Raw genomic sequence first — 22,572 nt, 5'->3', positions numbered from 1 at the left:
GGGAGGGATGATAGGGGCGAACCGGTGTGAAAATGCCCGATCCCGCCCCGCGGCGGAGCGAATCGCGAAAGGGGACCCCCATGGCCCTCGTTGACCCCCACTCCTACGCCGACGACGCCCAGCCCCGGACGAAGCACCTCCGACTCCACCTCGCGGTGGACTTCGGGAGGAAACGGATCGACGGGCGAGCCGTACTGGAGCTCGCTACGCCGGCCGGCGGCCCGATGGACCTCGACACGAAGGGGTTGACGATCGTCGCCGTCACGGCGTCCGGCGGCGGCGAAGTCCTGTTCGACCTCGGGCCCGAGGACCCGGTTCTCGGCCGGCGTCTGAGGCTGAAGCTTCCTCCGGGGACGGCCGAGGTTCTGGTCCGCTATCACACGGCCCCGGACGCCGCGGCCCTCCAGTGGCTCGACCCGGCGCAGACCGAGGGGAAGAGGCACCCGTACCTCTTCAGCCAGTGCCAGGCGATCCACGCCCGTTCGATGGTCCCGTGCCAGGACACGGCCCGCTTCCGCGTGACGTACCACGCGGAGGTGACCGTCCCCGAGGCGCTCTCGGCCGTCATGTCGGCCGGCCCGTCGGGAGTGATCCCGGGGAAGGGAACGCGGACCTTCCTCTTCGACATGCCGCAGGCGATCCCGACCTACCTCCTCGCCCTCGCCGTCGGTGAGCTCGAGTCGCGCGACCTCTCGCCGCGGGCCCGCGTCTGGGCCGAGCCGGCGACGGTCGAGAAGGCGGCGTGGGAGTTCGCGGGTGTCGAGGAGATGATCGTGAAGGCCGAGGGGCTCTTCGGCCCGTACGACTGGGACCGCTACGACATGCTCGTCCTCCCGCCGTCGTTCCCCTACGGGGGCATGGAGAACCCGCGGATGACGTTCCTGACGCCGACGCTCCTGGCGGGAGACCGCTCGCTCGTCGACGTCGTCGCGCACGAGCTGGCCCACTCCTGGACCGGCAACCTCGTGACGAACGCGACGGCCGAGCACTTCTGGCTGAACGAGGGCTTCACGGTGTGGGCCGAGCGGCGGATCCTCGAGGCGATCCACGGCGAGGAGGCCGCGACGCTCGGCTGGGCCATCGGGCAGAAGGCGCTCGAGGACTCCATCGCCCGCTTCGGCGCGGACTCGCCGCTGACGAAGCTCCGGACGCACCTCGAAGGGGTCGACCCCGACGACGCGTTCTCCTCGGTGCCGTACGAGAAGGGGGCGCGCCTCGTCGTCCTCCTCGAGCGGACGGTCGGGCGCGCCACGTGGGACGCCTTCCTGGCCGACTACATGAAGACGTTCCGCTTCCAGTCGATCACGACCGAGGAGTTCTTCGCGTTCCTCGAGCAGAAGCTCCCCGGCACGGCCGCGAAGGTGAACGCCGATGCGTGGCTCCACGAGCCCGGGCTTCCCGCCAACGCGCCGGTCTTCCGGTCGGAGAAGGCCGAGGCACTGGCGTCCCTCGCGGAAGGGTGGGAGAAGGGCGTCCGCCCGTCGAGCGAGCAGATCGCCGGCTGGAGCCCGTCGGAGACGCTCGTCTACCTGCAGAAGCTGCCGCGGAAGATGTCGGCCGCAGATTGCGCCGCCCTCGACGCCGCGTTCGGCCTGACGGGGAAGGGGAACTACGAGCTCCTCGTCGAGTGGCTCGTGATCGCCTCCGGGAGCGACTACGAGCCCGCATTCGGGAAGATCCGCGAGGTCCTCTCGCGCGTCGGGCGGATGAAGTACCTCAGGCCGCTCTACACGGCGCTCGGCGCCACCGATCGGACGCGGGCGCTGGCGCGCGACATCTTCGCGGCAGCCAGCCCGACGTACCACGGCCTCTCGCGTCGGGTCGTCTCGGGGGTCCTCGAGAAGTACGCGGCCTGAGCGTGTCGGCGGCCGTCTCCAGGCCCGGGTGGAAGCGGCTCCTCGTGCCGCTTCTGCTCGCGCTCCTCGTCTACGCCTTCTGGTCGACGATCTTCGTCTGGCCGCTGCGGCTCTTCGTCGTCCTCCTCCACGAGGTCTCTCACGGCCTCGCGGCGGTCCTGACCGGCGGGCGCATCGTCTCGATCGAGCTCTCCCCGCGGGAGGGGGGGCTCTGCACGACCGCGGGGGGCTGGCCCTTCGTCATCTCCTCGGCGGGCTACCTCGGCAGCGCCCTCTTCGGGGCTCTGTTCCTCGTCCTCGGCGTCCGCGGAAAACCCCGAATGCACCGGACCGTCGCGGCGCTCCTCGGCTTGGCGCTCCTCGCCCTGACCCTCTTCTACGTCCGCAGCAGCTTCGGCTTCGTCTACGGCCTCGTCGCGGGCGCGCTCCTCCTCGCCGTGGCCCGCTGGCTTCCCGAGGGCGCCTCCAGCTTCGTTCTCCGTCTCCTCGGCGTCACGAGCCTCCTCTACGCCCCGTGGGACATCGCCTCCGACCTGATCCTCCGCTCCGTCCCCGCGAGCGACGCGGGCGCCCTCGCCCGCCTGACCGGCATCCCGTCGATCGCCTGGGGCGTCCTCTGGCTCGGCGCCTCCCTCGTCATCGCCTGGCGCGCCGTACGGCTTGGGGTCAGGTCTTGATTTTCTATTCTGGCGTCAGCCCGGCAGCCGCAGCCCGGCGCCCGGGCCGACGGGAAGGCCGAGGGCGATCCAGACGACGAGGAGCAGGCTCCAGGACAGGAACAGGACCAGGGTGTAGGGGAGCATCGTGGCGATGAGCGTGCCCAGCCCGGCCTTCGGGTCGTAGCGCTGGACCGTCGCCAGGATGAGGGCGAAGTAGGACATCGTCGGCGAGATGACGTTCGTGACGCTGTCGCCGACGCGGTAGGCCGCCTGCGTCAGCTCGGGCGTGTAGCCGAGGAGCATCAGCATCGGGACGAAGACGGGAGCCATGACGGCCCACTTGGCCGACGCGCTCCCCATGAGGAGATTGACCGCGGCGGCGAGGACGACGAACCCGAGCATGAGCGGGATGCCGCCGAGGCCGGTCGCCTTCAGCACCTCGGCCCCTTTCACGGCACCGATCAGCCCGAGGTGCGACCAGTTGAAGAAGGCGACGAACTGCGCGGCGAAGAAGACGAGGACCATGTACGAGCCGAGGGTCTCCATCGACTTCGACATCGCCTTCATGACGTCGGCGTCGTTCTTCATCGTCCCCGCTCCGAGGCCGTACGCGACGCCCGCCAGCGCGCCGCCGAGGAAGATGAACGGGACGATGGCCGTGAGAAGCGGCGAGTGGAGGATCCCGCCCGTCTTCAGGTCGCGCAGGAACCCTCCCTCCGGGATGATTCCCCAGAGGACGACGGCCCCGAAGAGGACGAGGACGGCGACGGCGTTGCGGAGTCCCTTCTTCTCGGCGGCAGCGAGGGGGCGCAGCTCACCGTCGGCCTTCTCGGCGCCCGTGTAAGCCCCGAGCCGGGGCACGACGATCTTCTCGGTGACCCACGTGGCGGCGATCGCAACGAGGAACGTCGAGACGGCGAGAAAGTAGTAGTTCGCAGCCGGGCTGACGGAGTAGGTGGGGTCGACGATGTGCGCGGCCTCCTGCGTGAGGCCGGCGAGGAGCGGGTCGATGGTGCCGAGGACGAGGTTCGCGCTGTAGCCGCCGGAAACGCCCGCGAAGGCGGCGGCCATCCCGGCGATCGGGTGCCGTCCCGCGGCGAGGAAGAGGACCCCCGCGAGCGGGATGAGAAGGACGTAGCCGACCTCGCTCGCCGCGTTGGAGAGGACCCCCGCGAAGACGACGACGAACGTGAGGAGCCGTCGGGGCGCCGAGAGGACGAGGAGGCGCAGGAGCGTTCCGAGCAGGCCGCTCCCCTCGGCGACGCCGATGCCGAGGAGGGCGACGAGGACCGTCCCGAGGGGGGCGAAGCTGGTGAAGTTCGTGACGGCCTTGTTCAGGATCTGGTGGAGCCCCTCGACGGTGAGGAGGTTCACGACGGCGATCGTCTTGCCCGTACCGGGGTGAACCGCGGAGACGCCGGCCCACGAGGCGATCGCCGAGGCGACGAGAACGGCGATGGAAAGGACGAGGAAGATCGTCGCCGGGTGGGGGAGGGTGTTCCCGGCCCTCTCCACGATCCCGAGCATCCGAGAGAAGAGATCACTCCCTGCCGCGCCGCCGCCAGCCGCTGCACGGCCCTTCCTGCCCTTTGCCACCCGTCACCTCGGTCCCCTCCGGTCGAGCCGCTGAGGACTGTGTCTCAACGCGGAGACGGAAGTGGCTATTCCCGGCCCCGCCCCCGGGGGCCCCCCCCCCTCACCCCACGCGGGTCAGCAGCTCCTTCACGGCGTCCCTGTGGACGACGAAGGCGAGCATCTTCAGCTTCAGGTAGTCCTCGTGGAAGAAGTAGTAGCCGGGGTGGTCGTTGTTCCAGGAGCTCGACCAGGAGTCCTTCACGAGGAACCAGTCCTTGCCGCCCCGCGTCAGCCAGCCGACCACGTGGAGGCCGTGGTCGTCCGTCGTGCTGCCGTTGCCGAAGCGGAACTGCCGGGCCGCCTCGTCGATGTACGCCGAGGGGATGTCCCACGTCGGGACGACGGCGATTCCCGGAGGGCCGATGGAGTAGCCCGGCTCGGACATGTCGCCCGCGACGCCGACCGAGAAGCCGTTCCGAAGGGCGCCCTTGATGGCGGAGAGGAACGTGTCGAGCGGGACGTTGACGTACTCCTTCCCGTGCCACCAGTTGTCCGGGACCTCGTACTCGGCCTTCTCCCAGTACGGCTTCTCCATCGTGGAGAGGAAGCCGACGTAGTCGTCGGGGTCGAGCCGGACGACCTTCGCGAGGTACTCCCTCGGCGTCAGGGCCTGCCCGTCGACGACGACCGTCTCGGGCGGCGCGCCGAGGTGGTGGTCGAGGATCGCGCGGACGGTCGAGACGACGGCCTCCTCGTTCCAGGCGCCCGCGGCCTTCACGCCGTCGAGGTAGGCCTTGATCTCGGCGTAGAGGGTCGACTCGTGGTCGTGCTCCTTCCGTCCCCCGGGGAGGCCCGTGTAGGCCTCGGCGGGGAGGGCGCCGTGGTTGCGGAGGGCCCGGAGGACGGCTGCCGGCTGTGAGCCCTCTCCGTAGACCGAAGCCCCGCGGGACTTCACCCAGCCCTTCGCCTTCTCGACGTGCTCCCAGTAGACCGTGTGGAGGACCGAGAGCCGCAGCTCGCGCTTCGTGAGCCGGTACGCCTCCGACTCGAGAAACGACGTCGTCGAGAAGCACCAGCACATGCCCGAAAGCCCCTGGCAGACGGGAGGCTGGTGCCAGACCTTCGTGAACTCCGACACGGCTCTCGGCGCGTCGACCGCGGAGAAGTCGACCCACATCCGCTTCTTCGGCGCGGGCTCTTCCTTCTTCCGCACCTCGGCCTTGATCGCGTCGTACCTCGCGTCCTTCTTCTCGGCGAAGACGGCCCCGTCGCGGCGTTCCTGGGCGTGGACCGCCTGGGTGGCGACGAGTGACGCCGCCAGGATGACGAGAGAGGAATGCTTCATGGCGAACCTCCGGACCGGGAGAGTCTGGCGCGATCGGGCGCGGCGGGCAACGACCGGTGAGGGGCGGCTACACTCGCGAGCATGTCCATCCTCCTCGCAGGGCTCGACGACTACCTCCTCTCGGTCCTTCCAGCGCGGGACGCGGTCCTGGCGCGCATGGAGGCCGACGCCGCGCGCCGCGGGATCCCGATCGTCGGCCCGGCGGTGGGAAGGCTCCTGGCCCAGTACGCGAGGCTGACCGGGGCGCGGCGCGTCTTCGAGCTCGGGAGCGCCATCGGCTATTCGACCATCTGGCTCGCGCGGGCCGTCGGGCCCGACGGCCACGTCTTCTACACGGACGGCTCGGAGGAGAACGCCGCCGAGGCGCGCCGGAATCTCGCGGAGGCGGGCGTGGCGGAACGGGTGACGGTGCTCGTCGGCGATGCGCTGACGCGTCTCGACGAGACCGGGGGCGAGTTCGACCTCGTCTTCAACGACGTGGACAAGGAGGGATATCCCGACGTCCTGCGGCGCGCGGTGCCGCGCCTGGGTATCGGGGGGCTCCTCGTCACGGACAACGTCCTGTGGGACGGCCGCCTCCGCCTCCCATCCTGCGAAGACGACGCGGAGACGGCCGCGATCCGGGAGTTCACCCGGCTCAGCTACGCACACCCCGACCTGGAGACGACCATCGTGCCCCTCAGGGACGGCGTTTCGGTCTCACGCCGGATCCGCTGACCGACGGGCGCCTCAGCGCGAGGTCCGGGAGGAGCCGGGACCGCCGGGAGGCTTCGCTTCGCTCTGCCGCCTGCGCATCTTTCCGAGCGAGACGTTGAGAGGGTTGTCGCGATGGAGAAACGGGATGACGGGTGCCTTCCGCATTCCCATTTCGGTCATCAGGCGCCTCAGCCCGGGATGCTTCGGGTCGAGCGCGAGGCCCTTCTCGAGCGCCTCCACGGCCTTGCGACGGCTCCGTCCCGCCACCCAGACGCGCGCCATGTTGTGGTAGACGTCGGGGTTGTAGTGGTCCTTCTCGACGCCCAGCCAGCAGAACTCGGCGGCCTCCTTGATGCGTCCCCTGTGGAGCGCGAGGCAGAGGCCGTAGAACGAGAGGAGCGGCCCCGAGAGGCGATGCTGGTCCTTGCCCACGTGGCGATAGGCCTCTGCGAGGAAGACGAGTCCCCGCTCGTACTCACCCGCCTTCGCGGCCGAGATTCCCAGCTCGACGAGATCCTCGAGATTGCCGGTGCGCCATTCGGAAAGGACGACTTCGGGAGAGAGCGTGTCGGTCGGCATCGGTCTTCGAAGTCTGGGAACGTGCCTTCCCGGTGTCAAGCGGTGGACGTGACACGGACGACGGCGGCGTGCAGCGCCCCTCCGTCGAGACGCAGAGCCTCGATCCGTTCGACGGTCGACCGGAGCGCGGCGCGCGCGGCTTCCGCGTCGGCGCGCAATCGGGCCGCCTCCGCGGCGCGGGCCTCGAGCGAGGTGCGGGCGGCCTCGAGCCGCCGCGAGAGGATCGCCCCCTCGTCGGAAGCGGCCCGGGTCGAGCGGATCGATTCGGTGAGCGTGCGTTCGAGCTGCTCGCAGAGGCCGTCGAGCGTCCCGAGGCGTTCGCAAGCCAGTCCCCCGCGTTCCTGTCCCGAGGCCGCGGCGCCCGCCGACTCCTCGACGAACGTCGCCACCTTTCTCACGCCGCCGTTGGTCCGGCGTGCGGCCTCGGAGAGCTCTCGCGAGAGCCGCCGCGATTCCTCGAAGAGGCCGCGAAGCTCGGCTGCGGCTTCCTCGAAGGGCGCCCCGGCGTCGCCGGCGCGGGCGGCGAGGAGCGAGACGTTCAGGCCGAGGAGGTTGGCCCGGTCAGCGAGGCCGGAAAGGGACGAGGCGAAGGGAAGAAGGGCGTCGGCGCTGCGCGAGAGCTCCGTGAGGCCCCGGGCCAGCCCTCCGTCGAGCGAGGCGACGCGCTCGAGGGCGGACCGGAGGCTTCGGACCTCGTCGGCGAGGCGAGAGCGCTCGTCCGAGATCCGCTCCGCGGTCGCGAGCGCTCTCTCGACGCCCTCGGCATCGAGCTCGGGGGCGGTGATTTCCCACTGCTCGGGGACGGGTGCCGAAGGAGGGATCGGCGTCCTGAGACGTTCCGCGGCGGCCGAGAGGGCCGCTTCCGACCCCTCGATGCTCGTCGCGAGGCGAGCGGCAGGAGGCTCGAGAGCCGCCGCGAGACGCTCGAGCGAGAGGGACCCCTTCACCGGCAGGACCCGGAGTGACGGAGGCCCGGGTCGGGGTGGGAGGGGCTCGGCGGTGTTTTTTCCCTCCGGATGCGGCTCCCCAGGAACGGCCGTCGTCTGGGCGGGAGCGGATTCGGGACGGGCCGGGGCGAGTCGGGTCTCGGACCTGCGCACCCGCGCACGCTCCGTGCGGAGGGCGCTCCAGGTGGTGGCGAGCGCGACGAGGGCCACCGCGAGGAGGAGGGCGAGGACGAGCTCCATCGGCTCCGAAAGCGTACACCGGCCAACCCCTCCCGCCTAAACTCGCGAATCGCATGCTGAAGCCGATCTTCCTCAGACCGGGACGCGACGACGCCGCCCGCCGCCGCCACCCGTGGGTCTTCTCTCGCGCCCTTTCGGGGAACCCGTCAGTTGCCGCGGAGGAGGTCGAGGTCCGTGCCGCGTCCGGCGCGCTCCTCGGCCGCGGGTTCGCCTCCCCCCGCTCCTCGATCGCCGCCCGGATCTGGAGGTTCGACGACGGGCCGATCGACGCGGCGTTCGTGAGAGCGCGCCTGGAGGCCGCCGCGAGGCTCCGCGAACGCTTCGTACCCGCGGAAACGGACGGCTACCGTCTCGTCCACGCCGAGGGAGACGGCCTGCCAGGTCTCGTCGTCGACCGGTACGGGGACGTTCTCGTCGTGCAGGCGACGACGGCCGGTACGGAGGCGGCACGGCCTCTCTGGCTGCCGGCCCTTCGGGAGCTGCTGCCGCAGACGGCGATCCTCCAGAGCAACGACCTCGCGAGCCGCCACGGCGAGGGCCTGCCTCTCGAGGACGAGCTCCTGGCGGGAGCCCCCCCGCCTGGTCGCGTCCCCTTCCGGGAAAGGGGTGTCACCTACGTCGCCGACCTCGCGGGCGGACAGAAGACCGGCTTCTTCCTCGACCAGAGGGAGAACCGCCACCTCGTCCGGAGTCTCGCCGCGGGGCGGAGCGTCCTCAACCTCTTCTCCTACTCGGGAGCCTTCGGCGTCGCCGCCCTGGCCGGCGGCGCCTCGCGCGTGACCCACGTCGACGTCTCCGAGCCGGCGCTCGCGCTCGCCCGCGAGAACCACGTCGCCAACGGGCAGGATCTCTCTCGCGTCGAGACGGTCGCGGCGGACGCGTTCGAGGACCTTCGCTCCCGCGTGGCCCGGGGCGAGTCGTGGGACGTCGTCGTCACCGACCCGCCCGCCTTCGCGAAGAAGACGCCCGACGTCGATCGCGCCTGCCGGGGCTACAAGGACGTGAACCGCCTCGCGCTGAAGCTCCTCGCGCCGGGTGGCCTGCTCCTCGCCTGCTCCTGCTCGGGCCCCGTCTCGACGGACCTCTTCCAGAAGGTCCTCTTCGCCGCCTCGCTCGACGCCGGGGTGCCGGCGCGCATCCTCGAGCGGCGCGGCGCCGGGCCCGATCACCCGGTCTCGATCGACTGCCCCGAGACCGAGTACCTGAAGGCGTTCCTCCTTTCGCGGTGACGAAGGTCGTCCTCATCGGGCCGGTCCCGCCGTGGCGGAGCGGCATCGCCGACCAGACGGTGAGGCTCGCGCGGGCGATGACTCGTCTCGGCGAGCCGCCCCTCGTCATCACCTTCTCGCGGATGTACCCGCGCGCGCTCTATCCGGGCGAGGCGGACCGCGGCGACGGCGCCTTCCCGGCCGACCTCGAGGTCGCGGCGCTTCTCGACGGCTTCGACCCGCTCTCGTTCCGGCGCGCGGCCGAGGTCGCGGCCCAGCGGGGGGCGGGCCTCGTCGTGGCGGCATTCTGGACGTCGGTCTTCGCGCCGCACCTCGCCCTCTTCCTCGCCTCCCACCGCGCCGAGGTTCCGGACGCGGTCCGCGTCCTCCTCTGCCACAACCTCGCCGACCACGAGGCGGGCGCGCCCCGAAGGGCGCTCGCCCGCCTCGCGCTCCGGAGGGCCGACGTCCTCGCCGTCCAGAATGCCGGAGACCTCGCGACGGCGCGCTGCGAGGTACCCGAGGCCCGGGCCGTTCTCGTGCCCCACCCGTCGGAGCCGGTTCTGCCCGTCCCGAGGGGCGAGGCGCGGGCGCGCCTCGGCCTCCCGCAGGGCGCACCGGTGTTCCTCTTCAGCGGACTCCTGCGGCCGTACAAGGGGTGGGACGTCCTTCTCGAGGCGTTCGCGACCACGAGACGTGCGGTTCCGGACGCGGTGCTCCTCCTCGCGGGAGAGCCGTGGGGAGAGGCGAAGCGTCTCGAGTCCCGTCCCGTCCCGGCGGGGGTCCGACTCTTCCTTCGATTCCTCCCGGCCGAGGAGCGTGGACTCCTCTTCGACGCGTGCGACGCCGTCGTCTGCCCCTACCGTCACGCGACCGGATCGGGGATCGCCGCCGACGCCGTGTCGCACGGCCGTCCCGTCATCGGGTCGGACGTCCCCGGGCTCGCGGTCGTCGTCGAAGATGGAATATCCGGTCTCCTGGTCCCGCCAGGCGACGCGGGTGCCCTCGCCGCGGCCCTGCTCCGGTTCGTCCGCGAGGGCCTCGCGGAACGCCTCGGCGCGGGGGCCGTCGCGCTCGGCCGACGCTTCACGCCCGAAGCGCACGCGCGGACGATCCTCTCTCTGGGCGGAATCGCACCCTGACGGGTTCCGGAGGGACCGGCTAGACTCCTCGCGACCCCGTGCGCCCGATGCGCGCGGACGAGGACCACCGCGAATGGCGATGCCGAAGATGTTCCGGGACCGGGTCGTCTCCATGGAGCAGACCTGGGAGCTCGGAGAGAAGTACCTCGAAGTGCTGGCCGAGCTCGTGCACGAGGCCCTGCCGCGTTTCCGCATGGTCGGGAACGACTTCGACCATGACCGCGACTTCTACGTGCTGACGGTGAAGGGGGCCGAGCCGGAGGAAGAGAAGCAGGTTTTCTTCACGAGGATGGTCCTTGCGGAACGAGCCGCCGTTCCCCTCGTCGCCGACGAGGCGCACACGCCCGTGAGGGCGCGCCTCGTCGAGGCGATCCGTGCCCAGGCGGAAAGCTCCGAGATCGTCGTGGCCTTCCGCTCCGTCCTCTCGGAGGAGGAGAAGGCCGAGGCGGACGAGATCGACACCGCCTGGCGGGCGGAAGAGGCGCTGCGCGAGGCGGCCCGCAAGGTCGAGGAAGAGAAGCGCAAGGAAGAGAAGCGCCGGCAGCGCGAGGCCGAGGATGCCCGCCGCAGGGCGCACCGGGACAAGGGACGCTCGCGTGGCGGCGAGGCTCCGGCTCCGGCCCAGCCGCAGAGGGGCCCGGCGCCGGAGGCCGAAGGGCGCGGGAAGAAGCGGCGACGTGGCCGCGGCCGGGGAGGACGGCCCGAGGGCGCGGCACAGGGCGAGGCGATGGTCGCGGCGGCGGGCGCGCCCCAGGCCACACCGGGCCCGGCGGGAGCCCCGCAGGGCACCCCGCAACAGGGTGGTTCGCGTCCGTCGGGCGATCGCCCGCGTGGCGACAGGCCCCGGGGGGAGCGTCCGAGGGGCGATCGGCCGCGCGGGGACCGGCCGCGGGGAGACCGTCCCCGCGACGATCGTCCCCAGCACGACCGTCCCAGGCCCGAGCAGGCCGGCGGCGCGCCCCAGCAGGGTGCCCCGAGGCCCCTGGAGCCTCGTCCCCAGAGCCGGCCCCAGGCGCCCCGGGCCGAGGGTACCCCGCCGCCGCCGGATGGCGGGGCGGGCCGCGAGGGCGGAAACCGCCGTCGACGCCGCCGTGGTCGTGGCGGTGGTGGCCGCCCGCAGGGAAGCGGCGGGCCGGGCGGCCCGGGGCCGCAGGGCTCTGACTCGGGCGGAGCCGGCTGAGTCTCTAGAGCGCGCTCGTCCCCGGCGGGACGAGCGCGTCGACGCGCGCCGTGTCCTCGTCCGAGACGACGACGCCGAGCGAGGCGATCGCGTCCTCGAGCTGATCCAGCGTCCGCGGTCCGATGATCGTCGACGTGACCGCAGGGTTCCGGAGCGTCCACTTCAGCGCAAAGCGCGCGAGCGACGTTCCCTTCTCCTCCACGAGCCGTAACAGCTCCTCGACGACCTCGATCCTCCGCGCGAACTTCGGGTTGCCGAGGTCTCCAACCCACTTGACGGCCCGGGGCGTGTCGAGGGGATTCGCCTGCCCCTTGCGGTACTTGCCGGTCAGCCAGCCCCCTTCGAGCGGGCTCCAGACGAGGTTGCCGAGGCCGAAACGCTGCGTGACCGGGAAGTGGTCGACCTCCATCGTCCGGCGGAGGATCGAGTAGGGAGGCTGGAGAGAGATCCACCGCTCCCACCCGTGCCTCTCCGAGAGCCAGAGCGTTTCCACGAGCTCCCAGGCTTCGAGGCGTACGGTCCAGGGGCTGATGCCGGGATCGGATGCGTGGCTCGTCGAGCAGCCGACGTACCTCACCTTTCCCTGGCGCACCAGATCCGTCAGGGTCGCGAGCGTCTCCTCCCACGGCGTCGTCCGGTCGGGACGGTGGATCTGGTAGAGGTCGATGACGTCGGTCCCGAGCCGTCGCAGGCTCGCTTCCACCTGCTCCTGGATCGCCTTGCGGGAGAGCCCCTGCTCGTTCGCGCCCGGGCCCATCCGCGACCAGACCTTCGTCGCGAGGACGGCCTGGTTCCGACGTCCCGCGAGCGCCTTCCCGACGATCTCCTCCGACGAGCCCTCGCCGTAGTTGTTCGAGGTGTCGACGAAGTTGATCCCCGCGTCGAGCGCGCGGTGGACCATCCTCACGCACGCGGTCTCGTCGGTGTTTCCCCAGCGGCCGAGCATCATCGTCCCGAGGCAGAGGGGGGAGACCTTCAGGCCCGAGCGTCCGAGGTTTCGGTATTCCATGGCGTCCTCCCGCGGCGGCGGCCGCATGCGAAAGAGTATGCCGAGCGGGTAGACTCCGCCGCCAACATCCAGGTGAATCGAGGAATGCGAGCGCCGCCCGGCGCGACGAGAGGGAGAAGCCATGATCAAGAAGGGTTGCGCCATCGCCGCCGTCGTCCTTCTCGGCCTCTTCGGGGGCTACCTCTACCTCCTCTGGGGAAAGGTCGAGACCGTGCCGGCGCTCATCCTCGCGGGCTTCGGGGCGCTCGGCCTCGTCATGGTCGTCTCCCAGCTGAAGGCGGTGATCTTCGGCTCGGGCGACGCGGGCGCGCTGAAGCGGGCCGAGCAGGGCCTTCCCCTCGAGGACGGGAAGGAGGAGGCGGTCTGGGGCCCGATCGAGCCGCTCGGCGCGCCGCTGGAGGCGCCGTTCAGCGGACGGCCCTGCGTCGCCTACGAGTACGACGCGAAGAACCCGTCCACGGTCGATTCCAAGGGCCACGAGCGCCCCGGCGGTTCCACGCTCGCCGGATTCGCCCTCGCTCCCTCGGTGATCCGATCGAACCGGGGGGGCGTCCACCTCCTCGGCTTCAGCCTCCTGAGCGAATTCCCCGAGAAGGAGATGAAGGACCCGGGCGATTTCGACCGGGCGATCCGCTACGTCGGATCGACCGAGTTCACGGAGATGGGAATCACGAAGATCGGCGCGATGCTCTCGACGATGGACGACGCCATGTCCGACGACGACGGTTCGGTGCGAAAAGACATGCGGATGAAGGTGTCCACCGCGGCGGACTTCTCGGCCTGCACGCTGACGGAGAAAGTGATCGCGCCCGGAGAGACGGTCACCGCCATCGGGCTCTGGGACGCCGCGAAGGGGGGCCTGGTGCCCAAGCACCGCGGCAAGTCGGTCATCGTGAGGCTCCTCCCCGGGGGAGGAGCGGCGATGGTGGCGCACTCCGAGAAGAGGCCGTGGGGCATTCTCGCGTTCGCCCTGATCTGGGCAGGCTTCGCACACGCGATCATCTACTTCGTCCTGACGAAAGTGCCGAGGTGACGTGCCCGAGCTCCCCGACGTCGCGCTCTACGTCGAGCACCTGACCCGGAGGCTCGCAGGGCGGACGCTCGATAGGGTCCGCCTCGCCTCGCCATTCCTCCTCCGGACGGTCTCTCCGCCGCTCTCGTCCGCCGAGGGAAAGGTGATCCGCGGATTCCGCAGGCTCGGCAAGCGGGTCGTCTTCGAGCTCGAAGGCGGGCCGTTCCTCGCGGTCCACCTGATGATCGCGGGGCGTTTCCACTGGAAGGACGCCGTGCAGGCGCCCGTGCCGAAGAAGGTGGGGCTCGCCGCCTTCGACGTGCAGGCAGCCACGCTTCTCCTGACGGAGGCGAGCCCGAAGAAAAGGGCGGCGCTGCACGTCGTCGCGACCGAGGAGGAGCTCCTGGCCCTCTCGCGCGGGGGGATCGAGCCGCTCGAGGCCGACACCGCCTCGTTTGCAGCGGCCCTGCGCTCCGAGAGCCACACCGTCAAGAGAGCGCTGACCGACCCGCGCCTCTTCAGCGGCATCGGGAACGCGTACTCGGACGAGATCCTGCACGCGGCGGGGATCTCCCCGTTCGCGCTGACGCAGAAGATGCGCGACGACGAGGTGGCGAGACTCTTCGAGGCGACGCGATCGACGCTGAAGTCGTGGCTCGGGAAGCTCCGCGAGGAAGCGGGGGACCGGTTCCCCGAGAAGGTCACAGCCTTCCGCCCGGACTTCGCCGTCCACGGCAAGTACGGCCGGCCGTGCCCCGTGTGCGGAGACCCGGTGCAGCGGCTCGTCTACGCCGCCAACGAGGCGAACTACTGTGCCGCGTGCCAGACGGGCGGCAGGCTCCTCGCCGACCGCGCGCTCTCGCGCCTCCTGAAGGACGACTGGCCGAGAACGCCCGAGGAGCTCGAGGAAGCGAGAGCGGCCCGGCGCGAGCCGTGACGGCGAGCCCCGGCGGCCGGGGCGCTCGCGGTCCTCAGGCCGCCGCTTCTCCGGCGGCCTGACCGGCGCCGAGCGAGAGGACGACGAGGGTCTGGTCGTCCTCCGGCGGGCGGTTGCGCGTGAACCGCTTGACGGCCGCCAGGAGCGAGTGGCGGATCTCGCCGGCGCCGTCGCGGGCCGCGTCGCGCAGGACGTCCTCGAAGCGGGTGAAGCCGAACGGCTCGCCGTCGTCGTCGAGCGCCTCGATGAGACCGTCGCTGTAGAGGACGAGCCGGTCGCCGGGGTGGAGCTGCGCCACGTGCTCGACGAACGGCTCGCGCCGCTTCACGCCGAGCGGGAATCCCCAGGCGGAGAGGGGTTCGACCGCCCCGCCCCCCGCGCGGACGACGTACGGGTCGAGGTGCCCGGCGGAGCAGTAGCGGAGCGTGCCGGTGGGCGGGTCGAGGACGCCGAAGAAGAACGTCATCAGCATCCGCTTCGGCGCCGTCTTCCTCACCGTGTCGTTCAGGACCTCCATGACGCGCACGGGCGAGGGGTCGTGCCCGGTCTGGACCAGGAGGGCCGACTTCGCCATCGCCATCACGATGCCGCTCGTGAGGCCGTGGCCCGAGACGTCGCCGAAGGCGAGGCCGAGCCGTCCTTCGGAGAGCGGGATGAAGTCGAAGTAATCGCCCCCGATCTCCGTGGCGGCCCGGTAGTGAGACGCGACGACGACTCCCGGCAGCTTCGGGTCGCTCGGCGGGAGGAGGGCCGCCTGGATGCGGTTCGCGGCGTCGATCTCGGCCTTCACGCGCTCGCGTTCGACGATCCGCTTCACGTGGGGGGCCAGGTCCTCGTAGCGGTACTCCACGGTCCGCCTCGTGACGAGCCCCGCCACCGCGAGGAGGAGAAGGACGAGCAGGGGCACGAGGAGGGCCGCGGCTGCGCCGTGGAGCGCCGGCCCCTCGAAGGAGCGCAGGAGGGGAAGGAGGCCGAGGAGGAGCGTCGCACCGAACAGCGACACGGCCGAGGCGAGGAGGTCGGAGGCGATGAAGACCGCTGCGGCCGCGAGCGGAGCGCCGAAGCCGAGGAGGAACCTGAGGACCTCGGGGCCGACCGGCGCGGGTCCGATGGCCAGGACCGATCCGATGACGGCGGAAGCGACGAAGCCGAGCAGGAGGAACCGGCGGCGGTGGAACGCCGAAAGGGCGAAGAGGATCGCCACGACGGCGACGGGAATCGCGCTGCCCAGCGCCACCAGGACCGCCGTCGCCGGACCGACCTCGGACGACAGGACGAGGCTCGAGAGGTCGCCGAGAACGGGAACCGCCTTCCCGAGGGCGATCGACGGCAGGAACGGGACGAGCGCGGACGCGGCGACCGCGGGCGAGAGGAGGAGTCCGGTGAGGAGCGAGCCTCCGACCGTCGCATTGAACGGATCTCTCCGGAGGAGCGCGTCGAACGACGCGAGGCGGTCGCCCCACCGCTCGCGGGCGTAGCTCTCGCCCACCGACCACGAGAGGAAGACCAGCGTCGCCAGCGGCACGTCGAAGAAGAGGAACCGAAACGCGGCCTGCGCCGCCGCCGTCTGGAAAGCGTCCGTGCCGCCGAAGCCGACCCCGTAGCCCTGGGCCCGGTAGAGCGCCACGTCGACGAGCAGCAGGAGGAGGAGCTGGCCGCCGAAGAGCCAGGCTCCGGTCCCGACTCCCACCTCCCCGGCGTGGTATTTCTTCAGGAAGATCCCGAGGAGGAGAAAGAGGAGGCCGAAGACGGAGACGAACCTCAGCAGGGTGGTGACGATGCTTCCGCCCAGCTCGTACCGGAAGGCGCGCCCGTCGCTGTACTCCTCGTACAGATCCCAGCCCGTCAGGCGGTCCCCGACGAAGTAGACGTTCAGGAAGAACGAGACGGTCTCGGGCGGGCCCGCGTGCGGTACGCGATAGCGGAAGGTGTGGTCGGTCCTCTCTCTGAGGACGTTCGGCCGCGCGCTGTCGAATGCGGGACGGGGCGCTCCCGGAAAAGACCTGGACGCGGCGAAGCGGTCGGCGGCCGGGCGCAGGTCTTCGATGGCGGGCTGCGCCCCCTTCTCCTCGGCGCGGGCGCGGAGCCGGGCCCCGAGGATCTCGCCGCGAAGCCCGACGACGACGTAACCGAACTCCGGGAACTTCTCGAGCCCCGGCCGGAAGTAGGTGACGCGGAAGCCTCCGAGGCGGGGACCGACGACGGCGTCCGTCGTGAGGCGGCGGCGGGCGGCCGTGTCCCTGGAGAGCTCCTGCTCGAGAAGGGGGTTCTCTTCCCACGTCTCCGTCCGGAACGCCCTGTCCACCGGAATGCCGAGGCGGCGGGCTTCGGCGTCGGCGATCCCGACGGCCCGGGGCCGGGTAACGGAGAGGCCCCGCGGCTGTGCCGCCTCGAAGCGAGGCAGGACCAGCGCGATGAACAAAGCCCCGAGTACGCCAAGGGCAAGGGCGCGTGTCGCCTTCATGTCCCGCTATCTACGGACGGGGAGCGGCAAAAGTTCGCCAGAGCTGCTCCATGCGAGGCGGGATCGTACCTTTCAGGTGGCGGTAACCTGTCCGGGTGAAAGTCTTCGTGTCGCAGCCCCTCCCCGAGCCCTCCACGGGCGAGATCCTGGCGGGCTTCGAGGTCGTCGTCGGACGTCCGGGCGGCTGGGACGCCGAGGCGGCCGTGCACATTCCTGAATCGGTCGCCGTCATCCCGACCCCGCGGGAGAAGGTGACCGAGGCCCTCCTCGCCCTCGCGCCGCACCTGAAGGTCGTCGCCAACTGCGCCGTCGGTACCGACAACGTCGACCTCGACGCGTGTCGGAGGCGGGGTGTGGTCGTGACGAACACGCCCGGGGTCCTGACCGAGGCGACCGCCGACCTGACGTGGCTCCTCATCCTCGCCGTGGCCCGGCGTTTCCGCGAAGGGGACGCGCTGATCCGGTCCGGGAAGTGGGACGGCTGGAAGCCGCTGGAGCTGATGGGGCTCTCGCTCGAGGGCCGAACCCTCGGCGTCTTCGGCTTCGGCCGGATCGGACGGGCGGTGGCCCGTCGCGCGGAGGCGTCCGGGATGCGTGTCGTCTCCGCGTCGGAAGGCGATCCGCCCGCGGCCTTCGAGCGCCTTCTCGCCGCGTCGGACGTCGTGACGATCCACGCGCCGCTCACGCCCCAGACGCGCGGCCGGTTCGGCGCCCACGAGCTGGCGCGGATGAAGCGAGGCGCGATCCTCGTCAACACCGCCCGCGGGCCGATCCTCGACGAGGCCGCTCTCGCCGCGGCCCTCGTCTCGGGTCATCTCGGCGGCGCGGGGCTCGATGTCTACGAGAAGGAGCCGGCGGTTCACCCGGCGCTCCTGACGCTCGCGAACGTCGTCCTCCTCCCACACCTCGGTTCGGCGACGCGCGAGACCCGCCTCGCGATGGCTCGGACGGCCTGCGAAGAGGTCGTCCGGGTCCTGGGCGGCCATCCGCCGCAGTACCGGGTCGCGTGAGCGCTCAGCCGGCCGAGAGGTCGGCGCGTGGCAGGCGCCTCGCGGCGGCGAGCATCGCCCCCGCCGCGAGAGCGGCCGCAGCCGCGCACCAGGCCGACAGGAGCAGGCGGGCGTCGAGCCGGACGCCGAGGAGCGTCTCGAGGAGGCTCCGGAGCCCTTCACTCACGAAGAGGACCGGCACGACGGCGAGGAGCGTCGAGAGCGTCATCGCGAAGAGGCCTCCCGGACCGAGGGCGACGGAGACAGGGTTCGGGGCGTCGTAGCGCGGGAAGAGGGCCCCGAGGCCGAGCTGGAGGGCAGGAATTGCGAGGCCGCCGACGGCCGCGGCAGCGAGGGCCGCTGCGAGGGCGAACCCGGAGGCCCGCAGGACGGCCGCCGAGACGATCGCGAGAAGGAGCGCGGCCGCCAGAGAAGGGACGGCGCGAACGGCCCACCGCGCGACGAGGTGGCGGGCGGGGGAGTGGGGAAGCGTTCGCAGCAGGAGCGCGGCCCGGCCGTCGGTCGAGACGGCGGGGTAGGCGAACCGGAGCGCGAGCGCCGAGACGAGGAAGAGGCCGAGGCCCGCCTGGAGGCCGTGGACGACGTCGCGGGACGCGGCGTCGCCGGACGGGAGGAGCCGCAGGTTCAGGAGGTCGAGGACGAAGACCGCGGCGAGCGTGCCGAGCTGCGCCGGGGTGGCCGCGTCGCGCAGGAGCGTCCGCGCTTCGGCCCGGAGGAGCTCGGCCGTCTCGGAGGCGGAGAGCCGGTCGGGGCGGCGGCCGGCAGTCCGTGCGCCCTCCTCGCGGCTCCGGCGAAGGAGCCTCAGGTGGACCGGCGCGAGGATCGTGGACTGGATCACGAGGAGGACGACGGCCGACGCGAGGAGCGCGAGCGCCACCAGGAGGCCGGCGTCTTCCCCCTGGAGCCCTCTGGTCGCAGCGCGCGCGGCGAGGGCGAGCGGGTTCCAGCCCGCATCGTCCACCGGCGACGTTCCGAGGCGAAGCAGGAGGTCGAGCGCGGCGGCCGGATCGAGGAGCCGCTCGGGCCTGGCGCCACGGACTCCGAGCAGCGCGGCGGCGAGCCCCGCGGTCGAGAGGAACGCCGCGAGAAGGCGGGCGCGCCGCGGTGGGAAGAGCGCGACGACGCCGAGCGCGAGCGCCGAGCCGAGAGTCCCTGCCAGCAGCGCGACGAAGAGGAACGCGGCGGCCAGGGCGCCGGCGCCCGCGATGGCGGACGGCGCATGGCGCGCGGCCAGGACGAACGCGGGCAGAGCGAGGAAGAGCGCGGGCCCGGCCGAGAGCGTGACCGTCAGGGCCGTCTGCCGGAGGAGGAGACGCGCGTGCGGGATCGGGAGCGCCATCCGGAAAACGAGCTCCTCGGAGAGGAACAGCGTCGACACGGCCGTCGTCAGCGACCCGAGCAGGAGAAGGACGGCCGTGCCGGAAAGGGCGCCCCCGAGGAGGCGCTCGAGGAGGACCGACGGGACGAGCGACGGCAGCTCGGCGAATCCCCGGGACGAGAGCCTGAGGAGGAACGCGAGCCCCGCGTACTCGGCGAGGACCAGGGCGAGAGCCGCGGCGACGACGGAGAGCGCTCCGGCGGCCTCCCACGTCGAGCGAGGTGACAGCCTGCGCAGGGCGGCTTTCAGCGAGGTCGCGAGGGCGACACGCGCGGCGCTCACGGCTCCCCGCCGTCCGCCGCCAGGTCGAAGAAGAGCTCGGACAGCCGGCCCGTCCGGCCGCGGGCCGTCATCCCGAGCGGCGCGCCGCGAGCCACGAGCCGGCCCTTCACGAGGACTCCGGCGTCGTCGGCAACGTCTTCGGCGAGGGAGAGCTGGTGGGTCGTCAGGAGCACGGCGGCACCCTGCAACGTCCTCTCCCGGAGCCTGCCGACGAGGAGCTTCTGGGCGAGCGGGTCGAGGCCGACCATCGGCTCGTCGAGGACGAAGAGCCGGGGGTCGTGGAGGAACGCCTGCGCCAGCGCGACCTTCTGCCGCGTGCCGTGGGAGAGCGTCTCGTTCGTCCGGTCCGCGACGTCGTCGAGGCCGAAAGCCCGCACCTCGCTCTCGATGCGGTCCTCGAGGGCGCGGCCGCGCCCCCCGAAGACCGCCCCGACGAAACGGAGCGACTCGCGCGGGGTCCAGCGAGGCCAGAGGTAGGGGCGGTCGGGGACGAATCCCAGGAGCCGCTTGGCCTCCACCGGGTGCGCCGCGACGTCGATTCCGAAGATCGTCGCCGTGCCGGATGTCGGAGCGAGGAGCCCGGTGAGAAGGCCGATCGTCGTCGTCTTGCCCGCGCCGTTCGGCCCGACGAGGGCGAAGACGACGCCGGGCGGGACCTCGAGCGTCAGGCCGGAGAGGGCGAGGACGTCGCCGTAGCTCTTGGAGGCCGCCGAAAACGCGAGGGCGGTGGGCCCGTTGGACATCGCTCCATCCTACGGGAGCCGTCGGGGGGGCGTCGCGTCCAGGACGAAACCCCGGGGCCGCACCGTCGCGTACTCTCGGGGCAGCAAGGAGGACCGATGCGCTCGACGTCCCTTCTGATGATCCTCGCCCTCGCCTTCACGATGTCCGCCGTCGCGGCCGGACCGTCGGCCCCGGCAGCTGCTCCGGCTCTGAAGCCCGTCGATCCGGCGACGTTCGACCCGACCGTGAAGCCGTGCGAGGACTTCTACCAGCATGCCGTCGGCGGCTGGCTGAAGGCGAATCCGATCCCGGCCGACAAGTCGCGATGGGGCTCCTTCGAGGAGCTGGCCGACCGGAACCGGGCCGTCCTGAAGTCGATCCTGGAGGAGACCTCCGCGAAGGCCGATTGGCCGAAGGGGAGCGTGAAGCAGAAGGTGGGCGACTTCTTCGCCGCGGGGATGGACGAGGCCGCCATCGAGAAGGCGGGGACGAAACCGCTCGCGCCGTGGCTCGCGAAGATCGACGGCGTGAAGTCGGCCGCCGACCTGCCGAAGCTCGTCGCCGAGCTGCACGGCCGGCGTCTGATGGCCGGCTACGGCTTCTTCGTCTCCCAGGACCAGAAGGAGACCACCCGCACCATCCCGATGATCGGCCAGGGAGGCCTGGGCCTGCCCGACCGGGACTACTACGTCAAGGACGACGCCAAGTCGAAGGAGATCCGCGAGAAGTACGTCGCCCATGTGGCGAAGATGCTCGAGCTCCTCGGCGAGCCGGCCGACGCCGCGAAGGCGAAGGCCGCCGTCGTGATGAATCTCGAGACGAAGCTCGCGATGGCCGCACGCACGCGCGTCGAGCTGCGCGACCCCGAAAAGAACTACAACAAGCGGACGGTGGCGCAGCTCGTGGAAGCCGCCCCCGGCTACGACTGGAAGGCCTACCTCGTCGCGATGGGCGTTTCCGAGAGCCAGGACCTGAACGTGAGGCAGCCCGAGTTTGCGAAGGCGTTCGCGGCGATGGCCGCCTCCGAGCCGCTCGATTCCTGGAAGGCCTACTTCCGGTGGCACCTCGTGCGCGTCTCGGCCTCTTATCTTCCGAAGCGGTTCGACGAGGAAGCGTTCGCCTTCTTCGGCCGGACGCTGAACGGCGTCCCGGAGCAGGAGGAGCGCTGGAAGCGGGTCCAGGCCGCCACCGACGGTGCCCTCGGAGAAGCGCTCGGTCAGATCTACGTCGAGAGAGCCTTCTCGGCGAAGTCGAAGGAGCGGATGAAGATCCTGGTGGAGAACCTGCGAGCCTCGCTGAAGGACCGGATCGAAGCGGCCCCCTGGATGGGCGCCGAGACGAAGAAGGCGGCGCAGAAGAAGCTCGCCGCGTTCGGCGTGAAGATCGGCTACCCCGACAGGTGGCGTGACTACACGGCTCTCGAGGTCTCCCGCGCGTCCTACTTCGACAACGTCGTCGCCGCGAACGCCTTCGAGGTGAAGCGCAACCTCGGCAAGCTCGGCAAGCCGATCGACCGGACCGAGTGGGGGATGACACCCCCGACCGTCAACGCCTACTACAGCGCGACGATGAACGAGATCGTCTTCCCGGCCGGCATCCTGCAGCCGCCGTTCTTCTGGGCCGACGGCGACGACGCCGTCAACTACGGCGGCATCGGCGTCGTCATCGGGCACGAGATGACGCACGGCTTCGACGACTCCGGCAGCCGCTACGATGCCGACGGGAACCTGAAGAACTGGTGGACCGAAGAGGACCGGAAGGCGTACGACGCGCGGACCGCCCTCGTCGTGAAGCAGTTCGACGCGTACAGGCCGCTCGCCGACCAGGCGATCAACGGGAAGATGACGCTCGGCGAGAACGTCTCCGACCTCGGCGGCCTGAAGGTCTCGTACGAGGCGCTTCGCAAGGCGCTCGGCAAGGACCCCAACGCCGCGGAGAAGGTCGAGGGGTACACCCCCGCCCAGCGCTTCTTCCTCAACTACGCCGCCGTCTGGCGCAACAACATCCGCGACGAGGCGCTCCGGGTCCGGCTCAACACCGATTCCCACAGCCCCGGACGTTTCCGCGTCCTGGGCCCGCTCTCGGCCCTCCCCGAGTTCCACGCCGCCTTCGGCTGCGCGGGAGCCGGCCCGATGGTGATGCCCGAGGCCGAGCGGCCGAGCATCTGGTAGGGGCGCATTCGCGACACCGGGATTGAGTCTGGACAGGGAGCGGAGGCAAGTGCTCCTCCGCGCCCCGTCCCACGCCTCCGGGCGTGCGGGTCCGCGTCCGTTCCGATGCTCTGACGCCGGAGAAGCTGGAGGACCGGTGGGCCGGGAGCGCCGGAGGGC

Annotated in this window: 18 protein-coding genes; 10 read left to right on the top strand and 8 right to left on the bottom strand. The window is 71.3% G+C overall.

Translation table 11 applies throughout. The features are described from left to right. Nucleotides 1-80: 80 nt before the first annotated feature. The gene (locus IPN03_20920; protein ID MBK9376114.1) at nt 81-1,856 is read left to right on the top strand and encodes a M1 family metallopeptidase; all 1,776 of its coding nucleotides are present in this window, start codon (nt 81-83) and stop codon (nt 1,854-1,856) included. 2 nt (nt 1,857-1,858) lie between these two features. Then, complete coding sequence (locus IPN03_20915; protein ID MBK9376113.1) at nt 1,859-2,533, top strand: M50 family metallopeptidase; 675 nt, start codon at nt 1,859-1,861, stop codon at nt 2,531-2,533. Between the two features lie 15 nt (nt 2,534-2,548). On the opposite strand, the gene IPN03_20910 is transcribed toward IPN03_20915, so the two are convergent. Both IPN03_20910 and IPN03_20905 read right to left on the bottom strand, forming a co-directional pair. Continuing rightward, complete coding sequence (locus IPN03_20910; GenBank protein MBK9376112.1) at nt 2,549-4,042, bottom strand: AbgT family transporter; 1,494 nt, start codon at nt 4,040-4,042, stop codon at nt 2,549-2,551. Between the two features lie 169 nt (nt 4,043-4,211). Beyond that, complete coding sequence (locus tag IPN03_20905) at nt 4,212-5,435, bottom strand: peptidase C1 (GenBank protein ID MBK9376111.1); 1,224 nt, start codon at nt 5,433-5,435, stop codon at nt 4,212-4,214. A gap of 81 nt (nt 5,436-5,516) precedes the next feature. Here IPN03_20905 and IPN03_20900 point away from each other — a divergent pair, with 81 nt between their 5' ends. Continuing rightward, a complete protein-coding gene (locus tag IPN03_20900; GenBank protein ID MBK9376110.1) occupies nt 5,517-6,152 on the top strand; it encodes an O-methyltransferase in 636 nt (211 codons plus the stop codon). Between the two features lie 12 nt (nt 6,153-6,164). Here the strand turns inward: IPN03_20900 and IPN03_20895 are convergent, their stop codons facing one another. Together IPN03_20895 and IPN03_20890 are read right to left on the bottom strand one after the other, a co-directional pair. Further along, on the bottom strand, nt 6,165-6,710 hold the full coding sequence (locus IPN03_20895) for a hypothetical protein (GenBank protein MBK9376109.1): 546 nt from the start codon (nt 6,708-6,710) through the stop codon (nt 6,165-6,167). Nucleotides 6,711-6,745: 35 nt separating this feature from the next. After that, nucleotides 6,746-7,897, bottom strand: a complete 1,152-nt coding sequence (locus tag IPN03_20890) for a hypothetical protein (protein MBK9376108.1) — start codon at nt 7,895-7,897, stop codon at nt 6,746-6,748. Nucleotides 7,898-7,950: 53 nt separating this feature from the next. On the opposite strand from IPN03_20890, the gene IPN03_20885 reads away from it, so the two are divergent. The 3 genes from IPN03_20885 (at nt 7,951) to IPN03_20875 (ending at nt 11,427) form a co-directional block, all read left to right on the top strand. Next, nucleotides 7,951-9,126, top strand: a complete 1,176-nt coding sequence (locus IPN03_20885) for a class I SAM-dependent rRNA methyltransferase (protein ID MBK9376107.1) — start codon at nt 7,951-7,953, stop codon at nt 9,124-9,126. Next, nucleotides 9,123-10,247, top strand: a complete 1,125-nt coding sequence (locus tag IPN03_20880) for a glycosyltransferase (protein ID MBK9376106.1) — start codon at nt 9,123-9,125, stop codon at nt 10,245-10,247. Before IPN03_20885 ends, IPN03_20880 begins: the two co-directional genes overlap by 4 nt. A gap of 73 nt (nt 10,248-10,320) precedes the next feature. Further along, complete coding sequence (locus IPN03_20875) at nt 10,321-11,427, top strand: hypothetical protein (protein MBK9376105.1); 1,107 nt, start codon at nt 10,321-10,323, stop codon at nt 11,425-11,427. Between the two features lie 4 nt (nt 11,428-11,431). Here the strand turns inward: IPN03_20875 and IPN03_20870 are convergent, their stop codons facing one another. Then, nucleotides 11,432-12,436: an aldo/keto reductase gene (locus IPN03_20870; protein ID MBK9376104.1), complete on the bottom strand. Its 1,005-nt coding sequence runs from the start codon at nt 12,434-12,436 to the stop codon at nt 11,432-11,434. 121 nt (nt 12,437-12,557) lie between these two features. On the opposite strand from IPN03_20870, the gene IPN03_20865 reads away from it, so the two are divergent. Together IPN03_20865 and IPN03_20860 are read left to right on the top strand one after the other, a co-directional pair. Then, nucleotides 12,558-13,469 carry a hypothetical protein gene (locus IPN03_20865; protein ID MBK9376103.1) on the top strand — a complete coding sequence of 304 codons (912 nt, stop codon included), beginning with the start codon at nt 12,558-12,560 and terminating at the stop codon, nt 13,467-13,469. A 1-nt stretch (nt 13,470) separates the two neighbouring features. Next, nucleotides 13,471-14,385: a formamidopyrimidine-DNA glycosylase gene (locus tag IPN03_20860; protein MBK9376102.1), complete on the top strand. Its 915-nt coding sequence runs from the start codon at nt 13,471-13,473 to the stop codon at nt 14,383-14,385. A 34-nt stretch (nt 14,386-14,419) separates the two neighbouring features. Here IPN03_20860 and IPN03_20855 read toward each other — a convergent pair whose 3' ends face one another. After that, the gene (locus IPN03_20855; protein ID MBK9376101.1) at nt 14,420-16,849 is read right to left on the bottom strand and encodes a SpoIIE family protein phosphatase; all 2,430 of its coding nucleotides are present in this window, start codon (nt 16,847-16,849) and stop codon (nt 14,420-14,422) included. 95 nt (nt 16,850-16,944) lie between these two features. Between IPN03_20855 and IPN03_20850 the strand changes: the two genes are divergently transcribed. After that, nucleotides 16,945-17,859: a D-glycerate dehydrogenase gene (locus IPN03_20850; protein MBK9376100.1), complete on the top strand. Its 915-nt coding sequence runs from the start codon at nt 16,945-16,947 to the stop codon at nt 17,857-17,859. Between the two features lie 4 nt (nt 17,860-17,863). Here IPN03_20850 and IPN03_20845 read toward each other — a convergent pair whose 3' ends face one another. Both IPN03_20845 and IPN03_20840 read right to left on the bottom strand, forming a co-directional pair. Beyond that, nucleotides 17,864-19,519: a hypothetical protein gene (locus IPN03_20845; GenBank protein MBK9376099.1), complete on the bottom strand. Its 1,656-nt coding sequence runs from the start codon at nt 19,517-19,519 to the stop codon at nt 17,864-17,866. Next, the gene (locus IPN03_20840) at nt 19,516-20,262 is read right to left on the bottom strand and encodes an ABC transporter ATP-binding protein (GenBank protein MBK9376098.1); all 747 of its coding nucleotides are present in this window, start codon (nt 20,260-20,262) and stop codon (nt 19,516-19,518) included. Before IPN03_20840 ends, IPN03_20845 begins: the two co-directional genes overlap by 4 nt. A gap of 96 nt (nt 20,263-20,358) precedes the next feature. Between IPN03_20840 and IPN03_20835 the strand changes: the two genes are divergently transcribed. After that, complete coding sequence (locus tag IPN03_20835; GenBank protein ID MBK9376097.1) at nt 20,359-22,413, top strand: M13 family metallopeptidase; 2,055 nt, start codon at nt 20,359-20,361, stop codon at nt 22,411-22,413. Nucleotides 22,414-22,572: the final 159 nt, after the last annotated feature.

Source organism: Holophagales bacterium, from assembly GCA_016719485.1.
Taxonomy (GTDB): Bacteria; Acidobacteriota; Thermoanaerobaculia; order UBA5066; family UBA5066; genus UBA5066.
This window is presented reverse-complemented; position numbering and strand designations above follow the sequence as displayed.

What these genes read in the sequence shown, in the direction of transcription:
- IPN03_20920 (MBK9376114.1), top strand. Translation starts at nt 81, where the DNA reads ATGGCCCTCGTTGACCCCCACTCCTACGCCGACGACGCCCAGCCCCGG.
- IPN03_20910 (MBK9376112.1), bottom strand. Translation starts at nt 4,042, where the DNA reads ATGCTCGGGATCGTGGAGAGGGCCGGGAACACCCTCCCCCACCCGGCG.
- IPN03_20905 (MBK9376111.1), bottom strand. Translation starts at nt 5,435, where the DNA reads ATGAAGCATTCCTCTCTCGTCATCCTGGCGGCGTCACTCGTCGCCACC.
- IPN03_20900 (MBK9376110.1), top strand. Translation starts at nt 5,517, where the DNA reads ATGTCCATCCTCCTCGCAGGGCTCGACGACTACCTCCTCTCGGTCCTT.
- IPN03_20895 (MBK9376109.1), bottom strand. Translation starts at nt 6,710, where the DNA reads ATGCCGACCGACACGCTCTCTCCCGAAGTCGTCCTTTCCGAATGGCGC.
- IPN03_20890 (MBK9376108.1), bottom strand. Translation starts at nt 7,897, where the DNA reads ATGGAGCTCGTCCTCGCCCTCCTCCTCGCGGTGGCCCTCGTCGCGCTC.
- IPN03_20885 (MBK9376107.1), top strand. Translation starts at nt 7,951, where the DNA reads ATGCTGAAGCCGATCTTCCTCAGACCGGGACGCGACGACGCCGCCCGC.
- IPN03_20875 (MBK9376105.1), top strand. Translation starts at nt 10,321, where the DNA reads ATGGCGATGCCGAAGATGTTCCGGGACCGGGTCGTCTCCATGGAGCAG.
- IPN03_20870 (MBK9376104.1), bottom strand. Translation starts at nt 12,436, where the DNA reads ATGGAATACCGAAACCTCGGACGCTCGGGCCTGAAGGTCTCCCCCCTC.
- IPN03_20865 (MBK9376103.1), top strand. Translation starts at nt 12,558, where the DNA reads ATGATCAAGAAGGGTTGCGCCATCGCCGCCGTCGTCCTTCTCGGCCTC.
- IPN03_20855 (MBK9376101.1), bottom strand. Translation starts at nt 16,849, where the DNA reads ATGAAGGCGACACGCGCCCTTGCCCTTGGCGTACTCGGGGCTTTGTTC.
- IPN03_20840 (MBK9376098.1), bottom strand. Translation starts at nt 20,262, where the DNA reads ATGTCCAACGGGCCCACCGCCCTCGCGTTTTCGGCGGCCTCCAAGAGC.
- IPN03_20835 (MBK9376097.1), top strand. Translation starts at nt 20,359, where the DNA reads ATGCGCTCGACGTCCCTTCTGATGATCCTCGCCCTCGCCTTCACGATG.